This window comes from Rhodococcus phenolicus (genome assembly GCF_001646785.1).
Lineage (GTDB): Bacteria > Actinomycetota > Actinomycetes > Mycobacteriales > Mycobacteriaceae > Rhodococcus > Rhodococcus phenolicus.
In genome coordinates, this window is the sequence record NZ_LRRH01000085.1 from 41,925 (window position 1) to 63,413 (window position 21,489).

24 protein-coding genes are annotated in these 21,489 nt (G+C 69.5%); 14 read left to right on the plus strand and 10 right to left on the minus strand.

Features of this window, described 5'->3' with window-relative positions; genetic code table 11:
* Window positions 1–19 precede the first annotated feature (19 nt).
* Window positions 20–475 carry a peroxiredoxin gene (locus A8G15_RS21750; RefSeq protein ID WP_068164407.1) on the plus strand — a complete coding sequence of 152 codons (456 nt, stop codon included), beginning with the start codon at window positions 20–22 and terminating at the stop codon, window positions 473–475.
* A 6-nt stretch (window positions 476–481) separates the two neighbouring features.
* Here the strand turns inward: A8G15_RS21750 and A8G15_RS21755 are convergent, their stop codons facing one another.
* The gene (locus A8G15_RS21755) at window positions 482–1,249 is read right to left on the minus strand and encodes a dioxygenase family protein (protein ID WP_068164501.1); all 768 of its coding nucleotides are present in this window, start codon (window positions 1,247–1,249) and stop codon (window positions 482–484) included.
* A gap of 358 nt (window positions 1,250–1,607) precedes the next feature.
* Between A8G15_RS21755 and A8G15_RS21760 the strand changes: the two genes are divergently transcribed.
* Entirely contained in the window at window positions 1,608–2,543 is a 936-nt protein-coding gene (locus tag A8G15_RS21760) for a universal stress protein (RefSeq protein WP_068164411.1), read from the plus strand.
* A gap of 80 nt (window positions 2,544–2,623) precedes the next feature.
* Window positions 2,624–3,109: a MarR family winged helix-turn-helix transcriptional regulator gene (locus A8G15_RS21765; RefSeq protein WP_068164413.1), complete on the plus strand. Its 486-nt coding sequence runs from the start codon at window positions 2,624–2,626 to the stop codon at window positions 3,107–3,109.
* A 3-nt stretch (window positions 3,110–3,112) separates the two neighbouring features.
* Here A8G15_RS21765 and map read toward each other — a convergent pair whose 3' ends face one another.
* Window positions 3,113–3,886, minus strand: coding sequence for a type I methionyl aminopeptidase (map, locus tag A8G15_RS21770; protein WP_068164415.1), 774 nt, complete (start codon window positions 3,884–3,886; stop codon window positions 3,113–3,115).
* A 97-nt stretch (window positions 3,887–3,983) separates the two neighbouring features.
* On the opposite strand from map, the gene A8G15_RS21775 reads away from it, so the two are divergent.
* A complete protein-coding gene (locus A8G15_RS21775; RefSeq protein ID WP_068164419.1) occupies window positions 3,984–4,250 on the plus strand; it encodes a helix-turn-helix domain-containing protein in 267 nt (88 codons plus the stop codon).
* Window positions 4,251–4,380: 130 nt separating this feature from the next.
* Window positions 4,381–5,205: a dienelactone hydrolase family protein gene (locus A8G15_RS21780; RefSeq protein WP_068164422.1), complete on the plus strand. Its 825-nt coding sequence runs from the start codon at window positions 4,381–4,383 to the stop codon at window positions 5,203–5,205.
* A 70-nt stretch (window positions 5,206–5,275) separates the two neighbouring features.
* Here A8G15_RS21780 and A8G15_RS21785 read toward each other — a convergent pair whose 3' ends face one another.
* The gene (locus tag A8G15_RS21785) at window positions 5,276–5,737 is read right to left on the minus strand and encodes a DUF6194 family protein (RefSeq protein ID WP_068164425.1); all 462 of its coding nucleotides are present in this window, start codon (window positions 5,735–5,737) and stop codon (window positions 5,276–5,278) included.
* Window positions 5,738–5,795: 58 nt separating this feature from the next.
* Here A8G15_RS21785 and A8G15_RS21790 point away from each other — a divergent pair, with 58 nt between their 5' ends.
* The 6 genes from A8G15_RS21790 (at window position 5,796) to A8G15_RS21815 (ending at window position 10,726) form a co-directional block, all read left to right on the plus strand.
* The gene (locus tag A8G15_RS21790; RefSeq protein ID WP_068164428.1) at window positions 5,796–6,554 is read left to right on the plus strand and encodes a MerR family transcriptional regulator; all 759 of its coding nucleotides are present in this window, start codon (window positions 5,796–5,798) and stop codon (window positions 6,552–6,554) included.
* A 189-nt stretch (window positions 6,555–6,743) separates the two neighbouring features.
* Complete coding sequence (phnD, locus tag A8G15_RS21795; RefSeq protein WP_068164432.1) at window positions 6,744–7,658, plus strand: phosphate/phosphite/phosphonate ABC transporter substrate-binding protein; 915 nt, start codon at window positions 6,744–6,746, stop codon at window positions 7,656–7,658.
* Complete coding sequence (locus tag A8G15_RS21800; RefSeq protein WP_068164434.1) at window positions 7,655–8,470, plus strand: phosphonate ABC transporter ATP-binding protein; 816 nt, start codon at window positions 7,655–7,657, stop codon at window positions 8,468–8,470. The genes phnD and A8G15_RS21800 overlap by 4 nt, the downstream gene beginning before the upstream one ends.
* Window positions 8,457–9,308: a phosphonate ABC transporter, permease protein PhnE gene (gene phnE, locus A8G15_RS21805; protein WP_068164504.1), complete on the plus strand. Its 852-nt coding sequence runs from the start codon at window positions 8,457–8,459 to the stop codon at window positions 9,306–9,308. Before A8G15_RS21800 ends, phnE begins: the two co-directional genes overlap by 14 nt.
* Window positions 9,309–10,070 carry a tyrosine-protein phosphatase gene (locus A8G15_RS21810; protein ID WP_068164437.1) on the plus strand — a complete coding sequence of 254 codons (762 nt, stop codon included), beginning with the start codon at window positions 9,309–9,311 and terminating at the stop codon, window positions 10,068–10,070.
* Window positions 10,067–10,726 (plus strand): TetR/AcrR family transcriptional regulator, encoded by a 660-nt coding sequence (locus A8G15_RS21815; RefSeq protein WP_082900074.1) that lies wholly within the window; start codon window positions 10,067–10,069, stop codon window positions 10,724–10,726. The genes A8G15_RS21810 and A8G15_RS21815 overlap by 4 nt, the downstream gene beginning before the upstream one ends.
* Here the strand turns inward: A8G15_RS21815 and pepN are convergent.
* From pepN to A8G15_RS21830, 3 genes are all read right to left on the minus strand, one after another.
* Window positions 10,707–13,208 carry an aminopeptidase N gene (pepN, locus tag A8G15_RS21820; protein ID WP_068164440.1) on the minus strand — a complete coding sequence of 834 codons (2,502 nt, stop codon included), beginning with the start codon at window positions 13,206–13,208 and terminating at the stop codon, window positions 10,707–10,709. The two genes, A8G15_RS21815 and pepN, sit on opposite strands and share 20 nt — an antisense overlap.
* Entirely contained in the window at window positions 13,205–13,723 is a 519-nt protein-coding gene (locus A8G15_RS21825; RefSeq protein WP_068164442.1) for a GNAT family N-acetyltransferase, read from the minus strand. Before A8G15_RS21825 ends, pepN begins: the two co-directional genes overlap by 4 nt.
* A gap of 74 nt (window positions 13,724–13,797) precedes the next feature.
* Window positions 13,798–13,977 (minus strand): tautomerase family protein, encoded by a 180-nt coding sequence (locus tag A8G15_RS21830; protein WP_068164451.1) that lies wholly within the window; start codon window positions 13,975–13,977, stop codon window positions 13,798–13,800.
* Window positions 13,978–14,038: 61 nt separating this feature from the next.
* Between A8G15_RS21830 and A8G15_RS21835 the strand changes: the two genes are divergently transcribed.
* The gene (locus A8G15_RS21835; protein WP_068164454.1) at window positions 14,039–14,479 is read left to right on the plus strand and encodes a hypothetical protein; all 441 of its coding nucleotides are present in this window, start codon (window positions 14,039–14,041) and stop codon (window positions 14,477–14,479) included.
* A gap of 27 nt (window positions 14,480–14,506) precedes the next feature.
* On the opposite strand, the gene hisI is transcribed toward A8G15_RS21835, so the two are convergent.
* The 4 genes from hisI to priA are packed head-to-tail and all read right to left on the minus strand — an operon-like array spanning window position 14,507 to window position 17,190.
* Window positions 14,507–14,857, minus strand: a complete 351-nt coding sequence (hisI, locus tag A8G15_RS21840; protein WP_068164456.1) for a phosphoribosyl-AMP cyclohydrolase — start codon at window positions 14,855–14,857, stop codon at window positions 14,507–14,509.
* Entirely contained in the window at window positions 14,854–15,627 is a 774-nt protein-coding gene (gene hisF / locus A8G15_RS21845) for an imidazole glycerol phosphate synthase subunit HisF (RefSeq protein WP_068164458.1), read from the minus strand. Before hisF ends, hisI begins: the two co-directional genes overlap by 4 nt.
* Complete coding sequence (locus A8G15_RS21850; protein WP_068164461.1) at window positions 15,624–16,451, minus strand: inositol monophosphatase family protein; 828 nt, start codon at window positions 16,449–16,451, stop codon at window positions 15,624–15,626. The genes hisF and A8G15_RS21850 overlap by 4 nt, the downstream gene beginning before the upstream one ends.
* A gap of 4 nt (window positions 16,452–16,455) precedes the next feature.
* Complete coding sequence (priA, locus tag A8G15_RS21855) at window positions 16,456–17,190, minus strand: bifunctional 1-(5-phosphoribosyl)-5-((5-phosphoribosylamino)methylideneamino)imidazole-4-carboxamide isomerase/phosphoribosylanthranilate isomerase PriA (protein WP_068164463.1); 735 nt, start codon at window positions 17,188–17,190, stop codon at window positions 16,456–16,458.
* A gap of 325 nt (window positions 17,191–17,515) precedes the next feature.
* On the opposite strand from priA, the gene A8G15_RS21860 reads away from it, so the two are divergent.
* Together A8G15_RS21860 and A8G15_RS21865 are read left to right on the plus strand one after the other, a co-directional pair.
* Complete coding sequence (locus A8G15_RS21860) at window positions 17,516–19,090, plus strand: ABC transporter substrate-binding protein (RefSeq protein ID WP_068164508.1); 1,575 nt, start codon at window positions 17,516–17,518, stop codon at window positions 19,088–19,090.
* Between the two features lie 231 nt (window positions 19,091–19,321).
* A complete protein-coding gene (locus tag A8G15_RS21865; RefSeq protein ID WP_082900075.1) occupies window positions 19,322–21,436 on the plus strand; it encodes a heavy metal translocating P-type ATPase in 2,115 nt (704 codons plus the stop codon).
* Window positions 21,437–21,489: the final 53 nt, after the last annotated feature.

Consider the following 21,489-nt stretch of genomic DNA (forward strand, 5'->3'; position numbering starts at 1 on the left):
CGCGGTAGCGTCGCCGGACATGAGACCCGGTGACACCGCCCCCGACTTCTCGCTGCGCGATCAGGACGGCGGGCTGCGTACGCTCGACGAGCTGCTTGCCGGCGGCCCGCTGGTGTTGTTCTTCTATCCGGCGGCGTTCACGCCGGTGTGCACCGCGGAGGCGTGCCACTTCCGGGATCTGGCGGCGGAGTTCGCCGCGGTCGGTGCGACGCGCGTAGGGATCAGCGCGGATCCGGTGGATCGGCTGGCGTCGTGGGCTACGCGGCAGGCGTTCGGATTTCCGTTGCTGTCGGACCCGGACGGCACCACCGCCGAGGCGTACGGGGTGCGGCGCGGTCTGCTCGGGAAGCTGTCCCCGGTGAAGCGCACGACGTTCGTGATCGACACCGATCGCCGTGTCCTCGACGTGATTGCGAGCGAGCTGCGTGCGTCGGTGCACGCGGACCGCGCGCTCGACGCCCTCCGCGCCCGCTGACCGGCCTCAGTCGACCTGGATCGACCGTTTCGCCAGGCCCATCCAGAACCCGTCGATGACCTGTCGCGGGGTCTGCTCCGGGTCGCTGGAGGCACCGAGCGTGACGAACAGCGGGGCGAAGTGCTCGACGGTCGGGTGCGCGTACGGCATGCCGGGCGCCCGGGTGCGGAAATCGAGCAGTCCTTCGATGTCACCGGCCGCGAACCGTTCGCCGGCCCAGGCGTCGAACTCCGCGGACCAGCCGGGGGCGGCGGCCTCGGGACGCGGGTCGCGCAGGAACGGCAGCCCGTGGGTGGTGAAGCCGGAGCCGATGATGAGCACGCCCTGCTCGCGCAGCGGCCGCAGCCGCTCGCCGAGCTGCAGCAGCCGCTGCGGGTCGAGGGTGGGCAGCGAGATCTGCAGCACCGGGATGTCCGCATCCGGGTACATGACGGTCAGCGGAACGTACGCGCCGTGGTCGAGGCCACGGTGGGGCTGCTGCACGACCGGTTCGTTGTCGGGCATCAGCGCGGCGACCTGCCGGGCGAGGTCCGGCGCGCCGGGCGAGGTGTAGGTGACCTCATAGAAGCGCTGTGGGAAGCCCCCGAAGTCGTAGACGAGCGGGGTGCCGGTGGTGGTGGCACCGATGGTGAGCGGCGCCGATTCCCAGTGCGCGGACACCACCAGGATCGCGGTAGGGCGCGGCAGCTCCGCCGCCCACCGCCGGAGCTGGGACACCCACAGTTCGCTGTCGACGAGCGGCGGGGCGCCGTGACTCAGGAACAGGGCGGGCATGGTGCTCATGACACTCCTTCAAGTTGAAGCTTCAACTATCATAGGCTTCAACCGCGCGATCGCCAAGTTCATTCCCCCGGCACCGGTCCCACGCACAGCAGCGACCGAAGCGACGGCCGGTGCACCCCAATATCAGTACGCCGAATCAGTACGCCGACCGTCGGACCGGTCACTACCGAGACCCCGACGCGAGGCGGGTCGGCAGGACCTACCGGTCGTCGCCACCACCAGGGTCGTCACCACAATCAGCGCCGCGATCACAGCCACGCGGGAGATAATCTCGACTCGGGTCGTGGTCCGCTCGATCGCCACGGCAGGTTCGCACGACAGCTGACCATCGGCCGAAGGCGAGGACGAGATGACCTTCCAGAACACCGGAACCCACATCGTGGTCGGAATCGACGGATCCGACACGTCGCTCGGCGCCGCGAAGTGGGCCGCCGCGATCGCCGGGAAGCTGGGCCGCACCCTGCAACTGGTGCACTCGACATCGCATCCCACGCGTCTGCTCGGGGTCGGGGACCCGACACTGGCCCAACAGTTGACCGACAGCCTGACGGAGGACGGGGCCCGCATCGTCTCGGCCGCGGTCGCCGCGGCCCGGCAGGACGCCCCGGACACCCATATGACCACGCTGCTCGGGGACGAGGCGCCCGCGACCACCCTGCTCGCCGCCGCGAAGGACGCGTCGCTGATCGTGGTCGGCGCGACCGGCCGCGGGTCGGTGGAGCGGTGGCTGCTCGGCTCCACCGCGTCCCGGGTGGTCGGTCGCGCTCACTGCCCGGTCGTGGTGTGGCGTGGTGATCCCGCCGATCCGGGACCCGATACCCGGCCCGTGGTCGTCGGTGTCGCCGACGGGCCGGCGTCCGCTCTCGCAGCCGAGTCGGCGTTCGACTTCGCCGCACTGACGGGCGCGCCGATCACCGCGGTCCGCACGTGGACCGACGAGTTCGCGGTCGGTTCCGTCGCCGCCGACGCGACACCGATAGCCGGTCCGGCGGCGATGCTCGTCGATTGGGACGCCGTCGCGCGCGGGGAGGCGGCGCGACTGCGCGAGTTCCTCACGCCCTACCGGCAACGCTTCCCTCAGGTCATGGTCGAGGAGGTGTCGTCGCGCGGATCGGCATCGCGCGAACTGCTGCGTGCGCTCGACGACGCCCAGCTCGCGGTCGTGGGCAGCCGCGGCCGGGGCCGCATCACCGGCGCCCTGCTCGGCTCGACGAGCCAGAATCTGCTGCATCGCGCGGAGCGGCCCGTGATGATCTGCCGCGGGGACGGCACCGACCCGAGCTGACCGGCGCATGCCGCGCGCCGGTGCACCACGGGGCTTTGGCAGGCTGGAACGACAGCACGACGGAAGCGAGGACACATCCCATGGGCAGCGACAGTCCCCGGTGGCTCGACGCGAACCAGCAGGCCGCCTGGCGCACGCTGGTGTCGGTGGTCACCCGATTGCCCGCCGCCCTGGACACCCAGACCCAACGCGACTCGGACCTGACCCACTTCGAGTACTTCACTCTGGCGCAACTGTCCGAGTCCCCCGGCCGGCGCGCCCAGTTGTCCGTTCTCGCGGAGTCCACGAATTCGTCGTTGTCGCGCCTGTCGCACGTGATCACCCGCCTGACCAAACGCGGCTGGGTCTACCGGGAGCCGATCCCGGGCAGCCGCGGCTCCTTCGCGGTGCTCACCGACGAGGGCTACGCGAAGGTCGCCGAGGCGGCCCCCGCCCACGTCGAGTCGGTGCGACAGCTGGTGTTCGACGGACTGGACGACCACCAGGTGCGTCTGCTCACCGAGCTGGGCGCCGTACTCGTCGCCCAGCTCGACAAGGGCCTGGCAGCGGGGATCGGGAAGGCGTGACGATCAGGCACCGGCGGGGAGCGTGAGGATCTGCGGGTCGCCGTCGGTGACGGCGATGGTGTGCTCGCTGTGCGCGGTGCGCGATCCGTCGGCGGAACGGATCGTCCATCCGTCCGGGTCGTAGACGATCCGGTCGGTCCCCTGCGCGAACCACGGTTCGAGCGCGAGGGTCAGCCCGTTGCGCAGTTTCAAGCCCCGACCGGCTCGTCCGGTGTTGGGTACGTGCGGGTCCTCGTGCATCGTGCGGCCGAGGCCGTGACCGCCGAACTCGGTGTTGACGAGATATCCGTACTCGGCGGCGACCGCACCGATCGCCGCCGAGATGTCCCCCAGCTTGTTGCCGGGGCGCGCCACGGCGATCCCCGCCTCGAGGGCGCGTTCGGTGGCCTCGATCAGCCGCTGATCCTCCGGGCGGGGCGTGCCGACGATGACGGTGCGGGCGGAGTCGGCGACCCATCCGTCGATCGACACTGCGATGTCCATGGTGAGCACGTCACCGTCGCGCAACACGTAGTCGTGCGGAAGCCCGTGCAGCACAGCGTCGTTGACGGACAGGCAGATGACGTTGCGGAACGGGCCGCTCCCGAAGGACGGCGCGTAGTCCCAGTAGCAGGACTTCGCGCCACGCTCCTCGATGAGGTGCCGCGCACGATGCTCCAGATCGAGCAGGTTCACTCCGGGCTTCGCCATGCCCGCCAGGTCGGTGAGCAGTTCGGCGATGAACGCCCCGGTGACGCGCATGGCAGCGATCTCTCGTGCCGTCTTCAGTTCGAGCAACGGTCCGCACTCCTGAGTGTTCGAAAGGTCGGTATTAAAATACCACTCTAGCGGAGCGGACCGGTATTTTCATACCGGCTCGGGTAGGCTTCATCACATGGTCCGTCTCCCACTGACCCCGCAACAGATCGCCACCGGCAAGCGCCTCGGCGAATACCTGCGCCGCGCGCGCGGCGAGCGCACCCTCACCGACGTCGCGACCGCGGCGGGCATCTCCCCGGAGACCCTGCGCAAGATCGAGACCGGGCGGCTCGCCACCCCGGGCTTCACCACGGTCGCCGCGCTGGCGACGGAACTGTCGGTCTCGCTCGACGAACTCGCCCGACTCTGCCTGCCGACAGCCGATCTCGAACAGACCGGCTGACGGAAACGTCCGGGGTGATCGCACCACACCCGACGGCGATCCTCCTGCGCGAAGCTCTCCGCACCGAACACGAGCAGCGCACGCAAGATCCACCCCGGTCTCATCCCGCACTGGCATATCATCACCTTCCATGCCGGACGACGCCCTGGAGGATTTCGACCGCGTCACCTTCACCCACGAGGGCAGGACGCGGGCGGTCTTCCGGCAGGGCACAGGACCAGCGGTGATCGTGATCGCGGAAATACCGGGCATCACACCGAAAGTGCTCGAGTTCGCCCGGCGTGTCTCCGCGATCGGCTGCACGGCCGTACTGCCCCATCTGTTCGGACGCCCGGGACGCGCCTACCCGAACCCCGAAGTCGACGGCACGCTGCGCGCGGCCGGCAAGTTCGTGGACTCGATCGTTCCCGCCTGCATCAGTCGCGAATTCACCGTGCTCGCCACCGGAAGGACCTCTCCGGTCGTCACCTGGCTGCGCGCCCTGGCCGCCGAGGAGCATCACAGGTGCGGAGGGCCCGGAGTCGGAGCGGTGGGCATGTGCTTCACCGGCGGGTACGCCCTGGCGATGGCCACCGACGACCGTCTGCTGGCCCCGGTCCTCTCCCAGCCTTCGCTGCCCTACGGAATCACCGCACGGCAACGACATTCGATCGACATCTCTCCCGACGATCTGGCGAAGGTCAGACAGCGCTGCGCCCACGGACTCACGGTCCTGGGATTGCGTTTCCGAGGCGACAAAACCTCCCCCGCCGAACGTTTCGACTACCTGCGCGAGCAACTGGGCGAGGCTTTCGTCGGCGTGGAACTCGACGACTCTGCCGCCGATCCCACCGCGACCCTCGAGCCTCACTCGGTGCTCACCGAACACCTCATCGACGAACCCGGGCAACCGACCCGGGAAGCACTCGACCAGGTGCTCGACCTGTTTCGAACCCGGCTGCTTGCACCTCGCTGACCTACCGGCTCCACCGGTCCTGATCGTGATCCGTGACCGGATCGGCGCGACGAACCTCGTGGCAGGCCCGTCAGCGCGGCGGTCGATACCGCGTGAGCGCCGACGTGTGAGCCTGCACCAGCAACGCCCGGACGTCGGCGACGGTTCCGGGCCCCGGATTCACGACGCACAGCCACCCGAGCGTGCCGTAGACCGGATGCGCGACGATCCGGTCGGGCACACTCGGGTCGGTATCGAGCGTGCCGGCATCCCGCGGTCTCGCACCCATCCGCGCGGTGAACGCGTCCTTCCCCGCGAAGACGTTGAGCCGGAATGTGTCCGGACGGTTCAGCCGCGATCGTTCGTCGCCGGGGTAGTCCTTGGTCACGATCGTCGCGAACGGTTGGGTGGTCGTCGGCACCTGCCCGTCGGGGGCGTAGTAGAAGAAGGTGTCGCCCCAGCTGATCTCGGGTGATCCGTCGCCGGGCGCCGGACGACAGGCCAGAACCCCGCCCAGTCCGGTGACGAAGTCGATGATCTCGTCGATACTCATGTCTCGAGTGTTCCATTCAAGTGCTTGTGGAGACCTGACCCGGAAATGTCGAGGTGAGATGACAGAAAGTCTCAAGCGGGGCATGCGCACGAGCGACCTTGCCCGAGTGGCCGGGTATTCGGTCCAGCAGATCCGCAATCTCGAACGCGACGAGGTGCTGCCACCGGCGGCCCGCTCGGATGCCGGCTACCGGATCTACGACGCGGTGCACCTCGAATCGGCGCTCGCCTACCGGGCGCTCGCCGCCGGGGTCGGACCGGTCGAGGCCAAGGTGATGGTGCGGGCGGCACACACCCGTCCGGCAACGGAGGTGCTGGCGCTTCTCGACGCCGCACACGCACGGCTCGACACCGAACGCCGCGAACTCGCGCTCGCACAGCATGCGGCGGCGGCGATCTCCGCGGAGCCGCTCGGGGACACGCGGCCGTCCGATGCCATGAGCATCGCCGAACTGGCCGGCGCGCTCGGCGTGCGGGCCTCCACGCTGCGGCACTGGGACGCAGAAGATCTCGTCGTGCCCGGCCGGGCGGGTGCGGGTGGCCCGCGCCGGTACTCCCCGACCGACGTGCGGGACGCACGCATCGTTCACCAGCTGCGCCTGGCCGGGTACCGCATCCCGGACCTGCGGCGGGTGCTGCCCCGGTTGCGTGGGGCCCGGGGACACGCCGAGCTGAGCGTGGCGCTCGCCGCGCGGGGCGAGAACATCGGCGCCCGCGCCCTGGCCCTGCTCGACGCTGCCGCCCCGCTGCGGTCGCTGATCGGGAGGGAAGGAACCACCGGCACCGCAGTTGCGGCACGGGGTGTCCGCCGGGCGTAACGGCATCGGCGCGCCCGGCGGCGGACGGGCACACCACCGGCTGCGAGGCCCACGCCACACCGGTGCCACCGAGTGTTCACCCGGTGGCCCATTTCCGGTACGGCAGTCTCGTAATTCCGCGTCACCTCGGACGGTTCGAATACTCCCGTTCTCGAAACCACCCCGACGTGACCGCGTGAAAGGGACACCATGCGTCGCCACACCACACCCCTCCTCGGCGTCCTGGGCGCCGGCGCCCTCGTCGTCGCGCTGACCGGCTGCTCGTCGGACAGCGCGGACGCCGGGGGTTCCGCGGGAGCCAACGCCCCCATCACCATCGCCACCACCCCGGTCGGGGACGATCCGACCGCGGCGAACCCGGTCGAGGTCCTCGCCGACAAACTCGAAGCCGAGACCGGACGCCCCGTCGAGATCCGGGACGTGCCCGACTATCTGAGCGTGGTCGAGGCGATCCGCTCCGACCACGTCGACTTCGGCATCATGAGCGGCTTCCCGTCCGCGCTCGCCATGAACACCGGGGAGGTCGACGCACTGCTCGCCTGGAAAGGCAGCGACGCCCCGGTGTCGACCTGCGTCGTGCTCGACGATTCCCCCGTACGCGAACTGACCGATCTCGAGGGCAAGACCGTCGCGTTCGCCGACCAGGCCTCGAGTTCCGGTTACTTCATGCCCGTCTACATGCTCCATCAGGCCGGCCTCGAACAGGGCACCGACTACGAGGCGATCTTCGCCGGCGGACACGAAGGCAGCTTCGCCGCCCTCGGCCAGGGCCAGGTCGACGCCGCGTGCACCGCCGTCATGCTCACCGAACTCGGCGCACCGATGTTCCCGTTCGCCGACGGCGAATGGCGCGGGGTCGGCGCGAGCCCGTCGATGCCGATCCAGGGAGCCGTGCTGGCCCGCCGATCGCTCGACGACGACACGCGCACGCAACTGGAAGAAGCGCTGCCGAAGGTGTTCTCCGAGGAGAACGCCGAGGCGCTCGGCGCCTACTCCGGATTCATCGGTCTCGAGCAGATCGTCGAGCCTGCGCGGTCGGAGTTCCAGTCGTTCATCGATATCGCCGCGGTCGCCGGCGTCGAACTGTCGGACCTCGAGGGATGACCGCCGCGACCGTTCCGGCCCCGGTCCGGAACCCGGTGGACCACACCTCACCCGTCGTCACGGTCCGGAACCTGCGGGTGGACTACGGCACCCACACCGTGCTCGACGGGGTCGACCTCGACCTGCACGCCGGCGAGACCGTAGCTCTGCTCGGTGCGTCCGGGTCCGGCAAGTCGACACTGATGAAGAGCCTGACCGGGTTCGCACCCGTCGCCGGCGGCAGCGTGCGGGTCGTCGGGCACGATGTGACCGCGCTGCGCAACCGGGAGCAGCGGCGACTGCGCGCCGAGGTCGGGCAGGTGTTCCAGCAGTTCAACCTGATTCCCCGGTTGAGCGTGCTGACCAACGTCCTTGCCGGCGGCCTGCACTCCGCCGGCCCGATCAACCTGATCGGCGGATTCACCGGTGAGCAACGCACACTCGCGATGCACTACCTCGACCGGGTCGGCATCGCCCACAAAGCGAAGGACCAGGCCCGATCACTGAGCGGCGGCCAGCAGCAACGCGTCGCGATCGCCCGCGCGCTCATGCAGCAGCCGCGCATCGTTCTCGCGGACGAGCCCGTGGCCTCCCTCGATCCCAAGCTCGCCGACTCGGTACTCGAGCTGTTGCGCGGCATCGCCGCCGAGTACCGGATCCCGGTTCTCGTCAGCCTGCACGTGCTGCCCGTCGCCCTGCGGCACAGCGACCGCATCGTGGGCCTGCGGCAGGGCCGGATGCTGATCTCGGCTCCCACGTCCGGACTCGACGCGGAGGCTCTCCTGCCCCTCTACGAAGACGAGGAGCACGGCCGTGACGATGCTCTCGCGTGAATCATCCGGTGCCGGGCAGCGTTCCGCGGCCACCCCACCGTCGCTCGATCCCGCCGAACGCACACGCCTCGAGCGCGCCTTCTCGATCCCGCGCGGGAGATTCCTCGTCGGCATCCCGATCGCGCTGATCGTGCTGTTGTGGTCGTTCGATGGCGCGGAATTCGACTTCGCGAAACTGTCCGACGGCGCGATCAACATGGGCGAGTTCCTCTCCCGCCTGTTCCCGCCGGACTTCTCGAAGTTCGGCACCATCGTCGAGCTGCTCGTCGAGACCCTGCAGATGGCCATCGTCGGAACGGTTCTCGGCGGCATCCTCTCGCTGCTCGTCGCCTTCGGGGCGTCGTCGAACATCGCGCCGAGATGGCTGTACTACCTCGCGCGCTGGACGATGAACATCATTCGGTCGGTCCCCGATCTGGTCTTCGCGCTGATGTTCGTCTCCGCCGTCGGCCTCGGACCGTTCGCCGGCATCCTGGCGATGACACTCGGCTCGATCGGGTCGATCGGCAAGATCTTCGCCGAGGCGATGGAGGCCGTCGACCGCGGGCCGGTCGTCGCCATGGAAGCGGTCGGCGCGTCGAAACGCCAGGTCATCACGTACGGCATCCTGCCCCAGGCCGCCCCGAACCTCGTGTCCTACACCCTGCTGCTGTTCGAGGGCAACGTGCGCGGAGCAACGATCCTCGGCCTCGTCGGCGCGGGCGGTATCGGACTCGAACTCACCACCGCGATGAAGATGTACGACTACGGCCATCTCAGCGCCATCATCATCTGCATCATCGCGCTCGTCACCGTCATCGACCAGGGCAGCGCCCTCATCAGAAGGAGAATCACCTAGATGACCACCGCACTCGACATCGCCCTCAGCTCGCCGGTGAACCTGCGCCACCTCGGTGGAATCCCCATCGCCGGTGGCGTCCTGCGCCGCGGTCTCGCGATCCGCGCCGACGACCTGTCCACCTGCACCGCGGAGGATGCCGCCGCGCTGGTGGCGGACGGCCTGGTCAGCGTGATCGACCTGCGCTCGGGTACCGAGGTCGCGCACACCGGTCGCGGGCCGCTCGCCGGCCATCCCGTCGCCTACCACCACCTGCCGCTGATGGCGGACATCAGTCGCGTCGGCGACTCCGGCGGGAGCATCCCGACCTCCCGTTCCGAGTTCGGTGAGATGTATGCCGGGATGCTGGAAAGTGCTGCGCCGCAGATAGTCACAGCCCTGAGTATCATCGCGTTCGCGCCGGGCACCACCGCCTTCCACTGCGCCGCCGGTGCGGACCGCACCGGTGTGCTCGCCGCCGCACTGCTGCTCGCGCTCGGCGCCGACGACGACGCCGTTGTCGCGGACTACCGAATCACGGGCACCAACATCGACGCGGTCCACACCCGCATGAACCCCGTGATGGGTACCCTGATGGCGCAGATGGGCTTCGACCTCGACGAGGACGCGATCCGGCACGACGACACCCCGTGGGACGTCCCGATGCGGAACACCCTGGCACTGCTGCGCGAACGTCACGGCGACGCGCTCGCGCCGCTGCGGGCGGCCGGCCTCGGCGACGACACCGTGACGCGACTGCGCCGGCGCGCGCTCGGTCGGTGACCGTGACCGCCGCTGCGATCCCGGCGCCGGCCGGGCGGGGACCGGGGCGGCCCCGCAACGACGACATCGACGGGCAGATCCTCGCTGCGACACTCGCACTCGTCGACGAGAACGAGACTCCCACGGTGACCCGGATCGTCGAGCGCAGCGGCGTCAGCCGGGCCGCGTTGTACCGGAGGTGGCCGTCCATCACGGCGCTCGTCGCCGCCGCCGTCGACGCGGGCCGGGAGAAGCCCTCACCGATCCCGCTCGACGGGGACCTCCGGGAAGCCGTGCTCGGCGCCTTCCTCGCCCCCGAGATCGGTGACGGGCCGGAGGCCTACCCCGAGGCGCGCTTCCGGCGCCGGGTCAGCATGGCGATGGCGGATCGCGAGTTGCAGCAGGTCTACTGGGACTCGCACGTGTCCCGGCGCCGCGTGCCGATCGAAGACGCGCTTCGCACCGGAATCGAGCGCGGTGTGCTCCGCGCGGATCTCGACGTCGAGGCCTGCTTCGACCTCCTCGCGGGCGTGTTCTACTACCAGTCCGTCGTTCGCGGGGAGTCCCTCGGTGCCGGCACCGCCCGCACCCGGTGTGCCGCCGCCCTCGAGGTCGCCTGGCGGGGCATGTGCACGGACCGAAGCGTCCCGGTCGGACCTAGTTGCGATCTCGGTTGAACAACCGAGCCCGCAGATCGCGGGCGAGGTGGTCGCGCTGTTCGACGACCAGCCGACGCAGCGCCCCCGGCGCGTCCGGGTGCGCGTCGAGCCACCCGTCGGCCGGCGCGAGCGAGTCGCTGTCCGGGAACAGCCCGACGACGATGCGCCGCGCGATCTCGATGCTGCGCTCGCCCCACACGTCGCGGATCGTCCCGAAGTACTCCGAGTCGTAGGGCGAGGTCAGATCGCGGCGGCCCCCGGCGCGGAATCCGCCGATGGTCGCGTCGAGGTGCTCGTTGGACAGGGACCGGTCGGTGAAGATCGCGGTCCACGCCTCGGCCTTGACGGTGCTGTCGGGGCGGGCGGCGAGGGCGCGCAGATGGGCGGTGCGACCGGAACCGGTGTCGTCGCGGGTCAGTTCACCGCCGAGGTCGGCGGCATCGGCGTGGCCCGTGGCGGCGAGCGCGAGCCACAGCGACCAGCGCAGGTCCGGGTCGAGGGCGAGCCCGTCCGGTGCCGGTGCGGCACCGTCGAGGATGGACCGGATGTCCGCGGCCCGGCTGTCGTCGACGGTGGCCGCTGCGGCCACCGTCCGCGCCCAGGCGAGCTGGGCACCCGATCCGGGGGCAGCGGTGTGCAGCGCATTCCATGCCGAGTCGAGCCACGCGCACCGGTAGCCGGCCCGTGCCGCGGCCGGCAGGTAGTGCTCGATCGCGGCAGCGACGTTGGCCTGCACGGCCCCGAGCAACGCGAGGTTCGATTCGGCCGGAGCGAAGCGCTGCGCCATCGTCACGTACCGGGCGGCAAGCAGCTCGGCGTCACGGGTGGCGTTCCACAGCGCGGACCACACGAGACCGCGGGCGAGCGGATCGGTGATCCGGTCGAGCGAGTCCTCGACGGTGGCGAGCGAGCGGGCGTCGAGCCGGACCTTCGCGTAGGTGAGGTCGTCGTCGTTGAGCAGTGTCAGCGGCGTATCGGTGAGATCGATCGGTGTGCGCCGCTTCTCGAGGTCGACCTCGATGCGGTTGCGCCGCACCAGGTTGCCACTCTCGTCGAAGTCGTACTGTCCGACCGCGAGGTGGTGCGGCCGCGGATCGGTCTGCACGATCTCGTGTCCGCCGCAACCGGCGGGTTCGAGGGTCAACGTGGACACGCCGGTGGTCTGCAGCCATGCCCGCGCCCAGCCGGTCAGGTCGCGGCCCGAGGTCGCGGACAGTTCGGTGAGCAGGTCGTCGAGGGTGGTGTTGCCGAAGGCGTGGGTACGGAAGTAGCGGCGGGCGCCCTCGAAGAAGGCGTCCCGGCCGACGTACGCGACGAGTTGTTTCAGGACGCTGGCGCCCTTGGCGTAGGTGATGCCGTCGAAGTTGAGTTTGGCGGCTTCGAGGTCGACGATGTCCGCGACCACCGGGTGGGTGGTGGGCAGCTGGTCCTGCAGGTACGCCCACGCCTTGCGCCGGTTCGCGAATGCGACCCACGCGTCGGTGAATTCGGTGGCCTCGGCGCTGACGAGCGAACCCATGTAGTCGGCGAACGATTCCTTGAGCCACAGGTCGTCCCACCACCGCATGGTGACGAGGTCGCCGAACCACATGTGTGCCATCTCGTGCAGGATCGTGTTCGCCCGCCCCTGGTACTGCGCCGACGTCGCCGCGCCGCGGAAGACGTAGGCCTCGGTGAAGGTGACGCAGCCGGGGTTCTCCATCGCGCCGAGGTTGTATTCGGGCACGAACACCTGGTCGTACTTGCCCCACGGGTACGGGTAGCCGAAGTGCTCGGCGAAGAAGTCCAGTCCCTGTTTCGTGACCTCGACGATCGCGTCCGCGTCGAGATACTGCGCGAGCGACACCCGGCACAGCACGCCGAGGTCTATGGTGAGATCGTCTCGGCTCCAAGAGGATTCGATCCGATGATAGGGTCCCGCGACGACCGCGGTGATGTAGGTGGACATCGGCGGGGTCGGCGCGAACACCACGCGGTGCCCATCGGCCACCGGATTCCGATGCGCGACCGCCTGATTGGACACGACCTGCCACCCGCCTGGTGCGGACACGTCGAAGGTGAACGGCGCCTTGAGATCCGGCTGTTCGAAGCACGCGAACACCCGCCGCGCGTCGGCCGGTTCGTACTGGGTGTAGAGATAGGTCTGCCCGTCGGCGGGGTCGACGAACCGGTGCAGGCCCTCCCCGGATCTGCTGTACTCGCCCGTCGCTGCGACCGTCACGACATTGTCCTCGGCCAGCCCGCTCAACGCGATGCGCGCGCCGTCGTACGCGACCGCGACGGGTACGCCGTTGACGGTGACGGATTCGACGGACGCGCCGAGGAAGTCGAGCCACGTCTCACCGCGCGTGGACGTGAACTCGATCGTGGTGGTCGTTGCGAAACCGGTGGTCGCCGGGTCCGGTGCGCTCCGCAGGTCCAGTTCCACGCGGTAGGCGTGCACCCGGACGGCGCTCGCGCGGGTCGACGTCTCGGCTCGGGTCAGGTTCGCGGTGCTCACGCCTCGATCCTGCCAGGTGTGCCGGAGACGCCGGAGTCGACTGCACCGGGATCGCGAAGCACCAGTGTCATGAACGCACTGTTCGGATCGTCCGAATAGTCGCCGAACGGCGGACATTCGACGAAGCCTGCTCCGGCGTACAGACGCCGCGCCGGCGCGAAGAAGTCCATCGAACCCGTCTCCAGTGAGATCCGCGAGATCCCTCGACCCGTGGCGTCCCGGATCAGATGGTCGAGCAGAGCACGCGCAATCCCTCGTCCGCGCAGGTGGGGAACGGTGCGCATGCTCTTCAGCTCCTCGTGGCCCGGTTCGAGCCGGGCCAGCGCTCCGGTCGCGACGACCTCGTCGCGATGTCGGGCGACCCACAGCCGGACGGACGGCATCCCGAGCTCCGACAGGTCGAGCGCGTGACGGCTTTCCTTCGGCGCGGTGGGAGCGATGTCGTCCAAGTGCGCCTGCAGGAATGCGGCAAGACTCGGGTCGTCGAAGTCGGCGCGTTCGAATACGGGATTCACACGTGAATCGTGCCGTACACCGACCGATCACGCCTTGTGCCGTCCTAGGCTTCCACGCGCGGCTCTGCCCGGGATCAGCCGAGCGGAACCCCTCCGACGCCCCAGTTCTCGCGCGGTACCTCGGTGAGGGTCACCCACACCGACGACTCGTTCTTCCCCGATGCCTCGGCGTACGCCTTGGTGACCGCGGCGATGACGGCGGCCTTCTGCTCGGTGGTGAGGCCGGGCGTCTGGCTGATCTGGATCAGTGGCATGCACGCAACTGTGCCACAACCCGCCCCGGACCCTACGCGCGCACTGTGTACCGTTCACGACATGAGCAGGTTGGACGAAGTGGGCGAGCGCGACTCGTGGCGATGCTGGCTGTGCGACGAGCCCGTGGATCCGAACATGTCGGTCAACGATCCGCGCGGACCCAGCGTCGACGCCCTCTCCACCGCGAAGAAGGGCGCGAAAGGCGGGCAGGAACGATTGGCCCACCGCGCGTGCAACACGAAGAAGGGTGCGGTGAAACCGGTTGTGCCGTGGGCCGAGCATCTCTTCGTCGTCGATCCCGCCCCGATCGTCGCAGTGGTGGATCAGCTCACCCGCAAGGGCGGCCGCGTCGCCGTCGCGCGGTGCCCCTCGGAAGTCGACGCGGCCGAGGCCGGAACCTGGCTGGTGGATCGGCTGTCCCGCCTGGCTCCCGACCTCACGGTCACCACGCGGATCGACTCCGGCGGAGGCGGATTCCTCCTGTCGCTCACCGCGTCCTGAGGGTCCGAACGGGTCCGCGCCGACGTGTCACTCGGCGGCGAGCAGCACGTCGGTGTCGAAGCAGGTGTGGGTGCCGGTGTGGCAGGCGGCGCCGGTCTGGTCGACGACGAGCAGCACGGTGTCGCCGTCGCAGTCCAGGCGCACCTCGTGCACGTACTGGGTGTGCCCGGAGGTTTCGCCCTTGACCCAGTAGCTGTTGCGCGACCGCGAGAAATAGGTCGCCTTGCGGGTGGCGAGCGTCCGGGCGAGCGCTTCGTCGTCCATCCACGCCATCATCAGCACGTCGCCCGTCGACTTCTCCTGCACGACCGCCGCGAACAGGCCGGCGTCGTTGCGCTTGAGACGGGAGGCGATCCTCGGATCGAGAATGTTGGTCATCGCACGGTGATCCCTTCTGCCCGCATGGCGTCCTTGACCTGCGGAATCGTGAGTTCCCCGAAGTGGAAGACGCTGGCGGCGAGCACCGCGTCGGCGCCGGCGTGCACGGCGGGCGCGAAGTGCTCGACGGCACCGGCGCCACCGCTGGCGATGACCGGCACGGAGACCGCCGCCCGGACCGACTCGATCATCTTCAGGTCGAACCCGGCCTTGGTGCCGTCCGCGTCCATCGAGTTGAGCAGGATCTCTCCGACGCCGAGTTCCTCACCGCGGCGGGCCCATTCGACGGCGTCGATGCCGGTGCCGCGACGCCCACCGTGGGTGGTGACCTCCCAGCCGGACGGGGTGGGTTCCTCGCCGGCGGGCACGGTACGGGCGTCGACGGACAGCACGATGCACTGGGCGCCGAACCGCTCGGACATCTCGCGCAGCACCTCCGGACGCGCGATCGCGGCGGTGTTCACACTGACCTTGTCGGCACCGGCGCGCAGCAACCGGTCCACGTCCTCGACGGTGCGCACACCGCCCCCGACGGTGAGCGGGATGAACACCTGCTCGGCGGTGCGGGTGACGACGTCGAGCATGGTGCCGCGGTCACCGGTCGACGCGGTGACGTCCAGGAAGGTCAGTTCGTCGGCGCCCTGCGCGTCGTAGATGGCGGCGAGCTCGACCGGGTCGCCGGCGTCGCGCAGGTTCTCGAAATTGACGCCCTTGACGACTCGTCCGGCGTCGACGTCCAGGCACGGGATCACCCGAACTGCCAGGGTCATGGCTGTTGTTCTCCTTCGGGGCGGGAATCGGTCACCGATTCCAGTATGTCGAGTATCTCGCCGTGCACACCCGGCGCGGCCGCGAGCACCGATCCGGAGCCGATCCGCCAGGGTGCGCCGGTGAAGTCGGTGGCGATGCCGCCGGCGGCGCGAACCAGGGCGACACCGGCCGCGTTGTCCCACGGATGATGTCCGAACACGACGGCGCCGCCGAGTACCCCCGCGGCGGTGTAGGCGAGGTCCACACCGGTGGAGCCGTGCATCCGCAGTCGCGACACGCGCCGGCTCAGTTCGGTGATGACCGCGAGCCGTCGCCGGCCCGGAACACGTCCGCGGCTGTCGATGTCGAAGCTGCCGACACCGACCATCGCGTCGGCCAGCCGTCCGGGCTTCAACGGATCGGCGGGCGCGCCGTTGTGCAGCAGCGGCCCGCCGCGGGCGGCGGCGAATCGCTCCCCCACCAGCGGCAACCAGGTCAATCCGAGTACCGGTTCGCCGTCGCGCACGAGTGCGAGGAGGATCCCGGCGGTGGGCAGGCCCGCGGAGTAGTTGACGGTGCCGTCGATGGGGTCGAGCAGCCACACGGTGCCCGAGCCGGCGCCGGGACCACCGAACTCCTCGCCGTGCACGGCGACGCCGGTGCGGTCGGTGAGTTCACCGGTGATACGTCGTTCGAGTTCGAGATCGAGATCGGTCGCGAAGTCGTTGGGCCCCTTGTCGACCGAGCGGGGTGCGCCCCGGCCGGCGACGAACCGCTCCGCCGCGCCGTCGAGGATCTCGCTCGCGACCGCAAGCAGCCTCGGCAGGTCGGCGGTGTCGGTCATCGGTTCAGCGGGAAACGGCGTCGAGCGCCTCGGTCAGGGTGAACCGTCCGGCGTAGAGCGCCTTGCCGACGATCGCGCCCTCGACCCCTTCGGGCACCAGGGTCGCGATGGCCCGCAGGTCGTCGACGGTGGAGACGCCGCCGGAGGCGATGACAGGCGCGTCGGTCGCGTTGGCCACCTCGCTCAGCAGGTCCAGGTTCGGGCCGGTCAGGGTTCCGTCCTTGGTGACGTCCGTGACGACGTACCGGGAGCAGCCCTCCTGGTTGAGTCGTTCGAGTGTTTCCCACAGGTCGCCGCCGTCGGAGACCCAGCCGCGGCCGCGCAGTCGCCACTGGCCGTCGATGAGTTTGACGTCGAGACCGACGGCGATGCGGTCTCCGTACTCGGCGATGGCCCGGGCGCACCATTCGGGGTTCTCGATCGCGGCGGTGCCGAGGTTCACGCGGGCGCAGCCGGTCGCGAGGGCCGCGGCGAGGGTCGCGTCGTCGCGGATACCACCGGACAGTTCGACCTTGACGTCGAGTTCACCGACGACACCTGCGAGGAGGTCCCGGTTGTCGCCGCGCCCGAAGGCCGCGTCGAGGTCGACCAGATGCACCCACTCGGCTCCGGCGTTCTGCCATTCCAGGGCGGCGTCACGCGGCGAGCCGTAGCTGGTTTCGCTGCCCGCCTCTCCCTGGACGAGGCGAACTGCTTCACCGTTGGCAACGTCGACTGCAGGCAAAAGGACCAGGCTCACTGCGCCCACATTAGTGCCTGGGGTCCCGTACTCGGAAAACGCGGCACGGTGGGGTCCGGCACCGTCAGCCGGCCGGTGGGTGTGTCGCGACCGATGTGGTCGGCGACGGGCTCCCATACAGCACGGTTCCGCCGTGCCGTCCACGGCGCGAACCCGGCGGTCTGCCCGGCGAATCCGACACGCCGGTGGCACGCTCCCCGCTCTCCGCGAGGGTCGCCGATGCGGTAGGAAGAATCACGTTACCGAATGCACAGAATTGAGTTCTTCAGCAGACGGAAGGCGCGGCAGGACAATGAACGACACCGGACCCGGAACGAGGTACTCGATGGCCCGATACATCCGCACGCGCGGTTCGGTGCTCGCTGCGCTGTGCGCCACCGCGCTCGTGCTCGGTGCATGCGGAACCGCGGACACCGCCACCACCGGCGCCGGCACGCCCGCAGGCGAGCCCGTCGCGGGTGGGACGCTGGACGCCGTCCAGATCCGTGAACCGAACAGCCTGGATCCGGCCGCCCTTCCGAACGTGTGGACGAACTCGGCGCTGCTCGGCAACGCGCTCTACGGAACGCTGATGACCAACGACGTCGAGACACTCGGCATCGAGTACTCGATGGCGACGGACTTCTCGTCCACCGACGGAGGACGCACGTTCACGCTGAAGTTGCGTCCGGGCCTGACGTTCACCGACGGCACCCCACTCGACGCCGCCGCCGTGAAGTACAACTGGGATCGTCTCCGCGACCCGGCGACGGCATCGGAATCCTTGCGCCAGGCCGCGCAGATCGCCGGAACCGACTTCGTCGACGCCGAAACCCTGAAGGTGACGATGGCCGCGCCCAGCCCGGTCTTCGCCTCGTCCCTGGTGCTCTCCGGGCTGAACTGGATCGCCTCCCCTACCGCGCTCGCGAAAGGACGGCAGGCGTTCGACGAGAATCCCGTCGGCGCAGGGCCTTTCATTCTCGACCGGTGGTCGCGGCAGGACGTCATCGAGCTGACCAAGAACCCCGGCTACTGGGACGCGCCGCGGCCGTACCTGGACCACATCTCGTTGCGCACCGTCCCCGACGCCGGTCAGCGCCTCAACGCCCTCACCTCCGGGACCGCCGACCTCGGCGCCGAAACGAGCTGGTCGAACCTGAGCAAGGCCGACAGCGCCGGGCTGGTCACGGCGACGGTTCCGCTCGGTGGCGGGCAATACCTCGCGATGAACACCCGGCGCGCGCCGTTCGACGACGAACGAGCCCGCCGAGCCGTGTCCCTCGCACTGGATCTCGATGCCGTCAACACCGCGGTGTTCGAGGGCACCGGCGCGGTTCCGGCGACACTGTTCGCTCAGAGCTCGCCGTTCTACGAGGACATTGCGCTGAAGCGAACCGACGAGGACGAGGCTCGCCGCCTGTTCGACGAACTCGCCGCCGAAGGCAAGCCGGTGTCGTTCACGTTCCTGGCGTATTCGCTGACGGAGATCAAGGGGGTCGCCGAGAGCGTTCAGGCGCAACTCGCCGCGTTCGACAATGTCGACGTGCGCGTGGAGATCATGGACTTCACTGCCGCGCAGAGCCGCGTCACCTCCCGCGACTTCGACATGACGATCTCGGCGGCGGTCGTGCAGGATCCGGATTCGTCGCTGTGGACCTCGTTCCACTCGTCCTCGCGTGGCAACCCGTCCGGCATCGTCGACCCGGAACTGGACGCGGCACTCGACGCCGGCCGGGTCGGCACGACGACCGGGGAGCGGTCGGCCGCCTACGAGACGGTGCAGCAACGACTGGTGGACCTCGTTCCGGGCGTCTTCTACATCCAGTCCGCACCGTCGGTCGTCACCGCCCCGGAGGTGCACGGTGTGCGCATGTACGGCATGGGTTCGCCGGTGCCCGACGGCATCTGGATCACCGAGTGATCCCGTAGCCGTACCCGGGACAAAGACCGGAACCCCCTGCGGCGTCCCTTTCGAGTTGCCGCCGAGACAAAGGGCAGCCCGGCTGGCACGCGTCACATGGGCATTCGGCTTCGCGCCCTCGAACATCAGCCTTGCCATGTACCCCCTCGGGGTATACCGTCGAATTGAAATACCCCCAGGGGGTATAACGGGATCAGAGGTCCGCTCACGTACGGCCCGGAGAGGTGCTCGATGCACAATCATCAGCCCGATACCGAACCCGGTGCCACCGAGACGACTCTGCCACCGGATCCGCACGCCGGTCACGGCACGCACCCGGACGGCGCGGCTCACGGCGGTCACGATCGGCACTCGGGACACGGATCCCACGGGGAGATGTTCCGGCGGCGGTTCTGGATCAGTCTCGTGCTGTCGGTACCGGTCGTCGCGTTCAGCCACATGGTTGCCGAACTGCTCGGCTACACCCTCCCCCACTTTCCCGGGGCGACGTGGATTCCCCCTGTGCTGGGTACCGTGATCTTCCTCTACGGCGGTATGCCGTTCCTCACCGGAGGCTGGGCCGAGCTGCGGTTGCGACGGCCCGGGATGATGCTGCTGATCGCGATGGCGATCAGCGTCGCGTTCGTGGCGTCGTGGGTCACCACACTCGGTCTGGGCGGCTTCGATCTCGACTTCTGGTGGGAGCTGGCACTGCTGATCGTCATCATGTTGCTCGGGCACTGGCTCGAGATGCGTGCTCTGGGTTCGGCGTCGGGCGCACTCGAGGCCCTCGCCGCGATGCTGCCGGACACCGCCGAGAAGGTCACCGACGACGGCATTCGCGAAGTGCCGCTGGAGGACTTGACCCTCGGTGACCTGGTTCTCGTGCGGGCCGGCGCGCGGGTACCCGCGGACGGCACGGTCACCGACGGGCACGCCGAGGTCGACGAATCGATGATCACCGGCGAATCCGATCCCGTCGTCCGGCAGGTCGGAGACACCGTCGTCGCCGGCACCGTGGCCACGGCCAGCGCTCTTCGGGTACGGATCACCGCGGTCGGGGACGACACCGCTCTGGCCGGGATCCGACGCATGGTCACCGACGCACAGGCCTCGTCCTCCCGCGCTCAGGCACTGGCCGACAGGGCTGCCGCGTTCCTGTTCTGGTTCGCGACGGTCGCGGGCGTCCTCACCTTCGCGGTGTGGTCGCTGCTCGGAAACCTCGACGAAGCGGTGGTGCGGACCGTCACCGTGCTCGTCATCGCCTGCCCTCACGCCCTCGGCCTGGCGATCCCGCTCGTCATCGCGATTTCGACGGAACGCGCCGCCCGGGCGGGAGTGCTGGTGAAGGACCGTCTGGCGCTCGAACGCATGCGCACTGTGGACGTGGTGCTGTTCGACAAGACCGGCACCCTGACGCAGGGTCGCCATCAGGTGACCGGCATCGCCGCCGCGAGCGGCGTCACCGAAAGGGACCTGCTCGCGGTGGCAGCCGCGGCCGAGGCCGACAGCGAGCACCCGGTCGCACGGGCCGTCGTGACGGCGGCCGAGGACCGGGTGCCGCCCGAGACGCGTGTCACCGCCACCGGATTCCGGTCGCTGCCCGGCCGCGGGGTGAGTGCCGTCCTCGACGGTGCGGAGGTGACCGTCGGTGGACCGGCGATGTTGCGCGACCTGCGGCTGACGGTGCCCGACGAGGTCACCGCGGTCACCGGCGGGTGGGTGCACCGCGGCGCTTCGGTGCTGCACGTCGCCCGTAGCGGGCGGGTGATCGGCGCGGTCGCGCTCGAAGACGCGGTGCGCGACGAGTCGCGTCAGACCATCCGGGCCCTGCACGCCCGCGGGGTGCGGGTCGCCATGATCACGGGCGATGCCCACCAGGTCGCCGACGCTGTCGCCGCGGATCTGGGTATCGACGAGGTGTTCGCCGAAGTGCTGCCCGAACACAAGGACGCGAAGGTCGCCGAGCTGCAGCGTCGCGGCCATCGGGTCGCGATGGTCGGCGACGGTGTCAACGACGCCCCCGCCCTCGCCCGCGCGGACGTCGGTGTCGCGATCGGCGCGGGCACCGATGTCGCGATCGAGTCCGCCGGGGTCGTGCTGGCAGCGAACGATCCGCGGGCGGTGCTGTCGATCATCGAACTGTCGCATGCCAGCTATCGGAAGATGTGGCAGAACCTGGTGTGGGCCACCGGTTACAACATCGTCGCGGTGCCGCTCGCCGCAGGCGTGCCGGCGTTCGCCGGGGTCGCGATCTCTCCCGCGGTGGCCGCGGTGCTCATGTCGGTGTCCACCATCGTGGTCGCGCTCAACGCCCAGTTGCTGCGTCGCCTCGATCTGGATCCGGCTCGCCTGTCGGGTACCTGACCCCCTCGCAGACGGCAGTTCGCCTCCTCCCGCGTGGAATATCCGTCACGCGG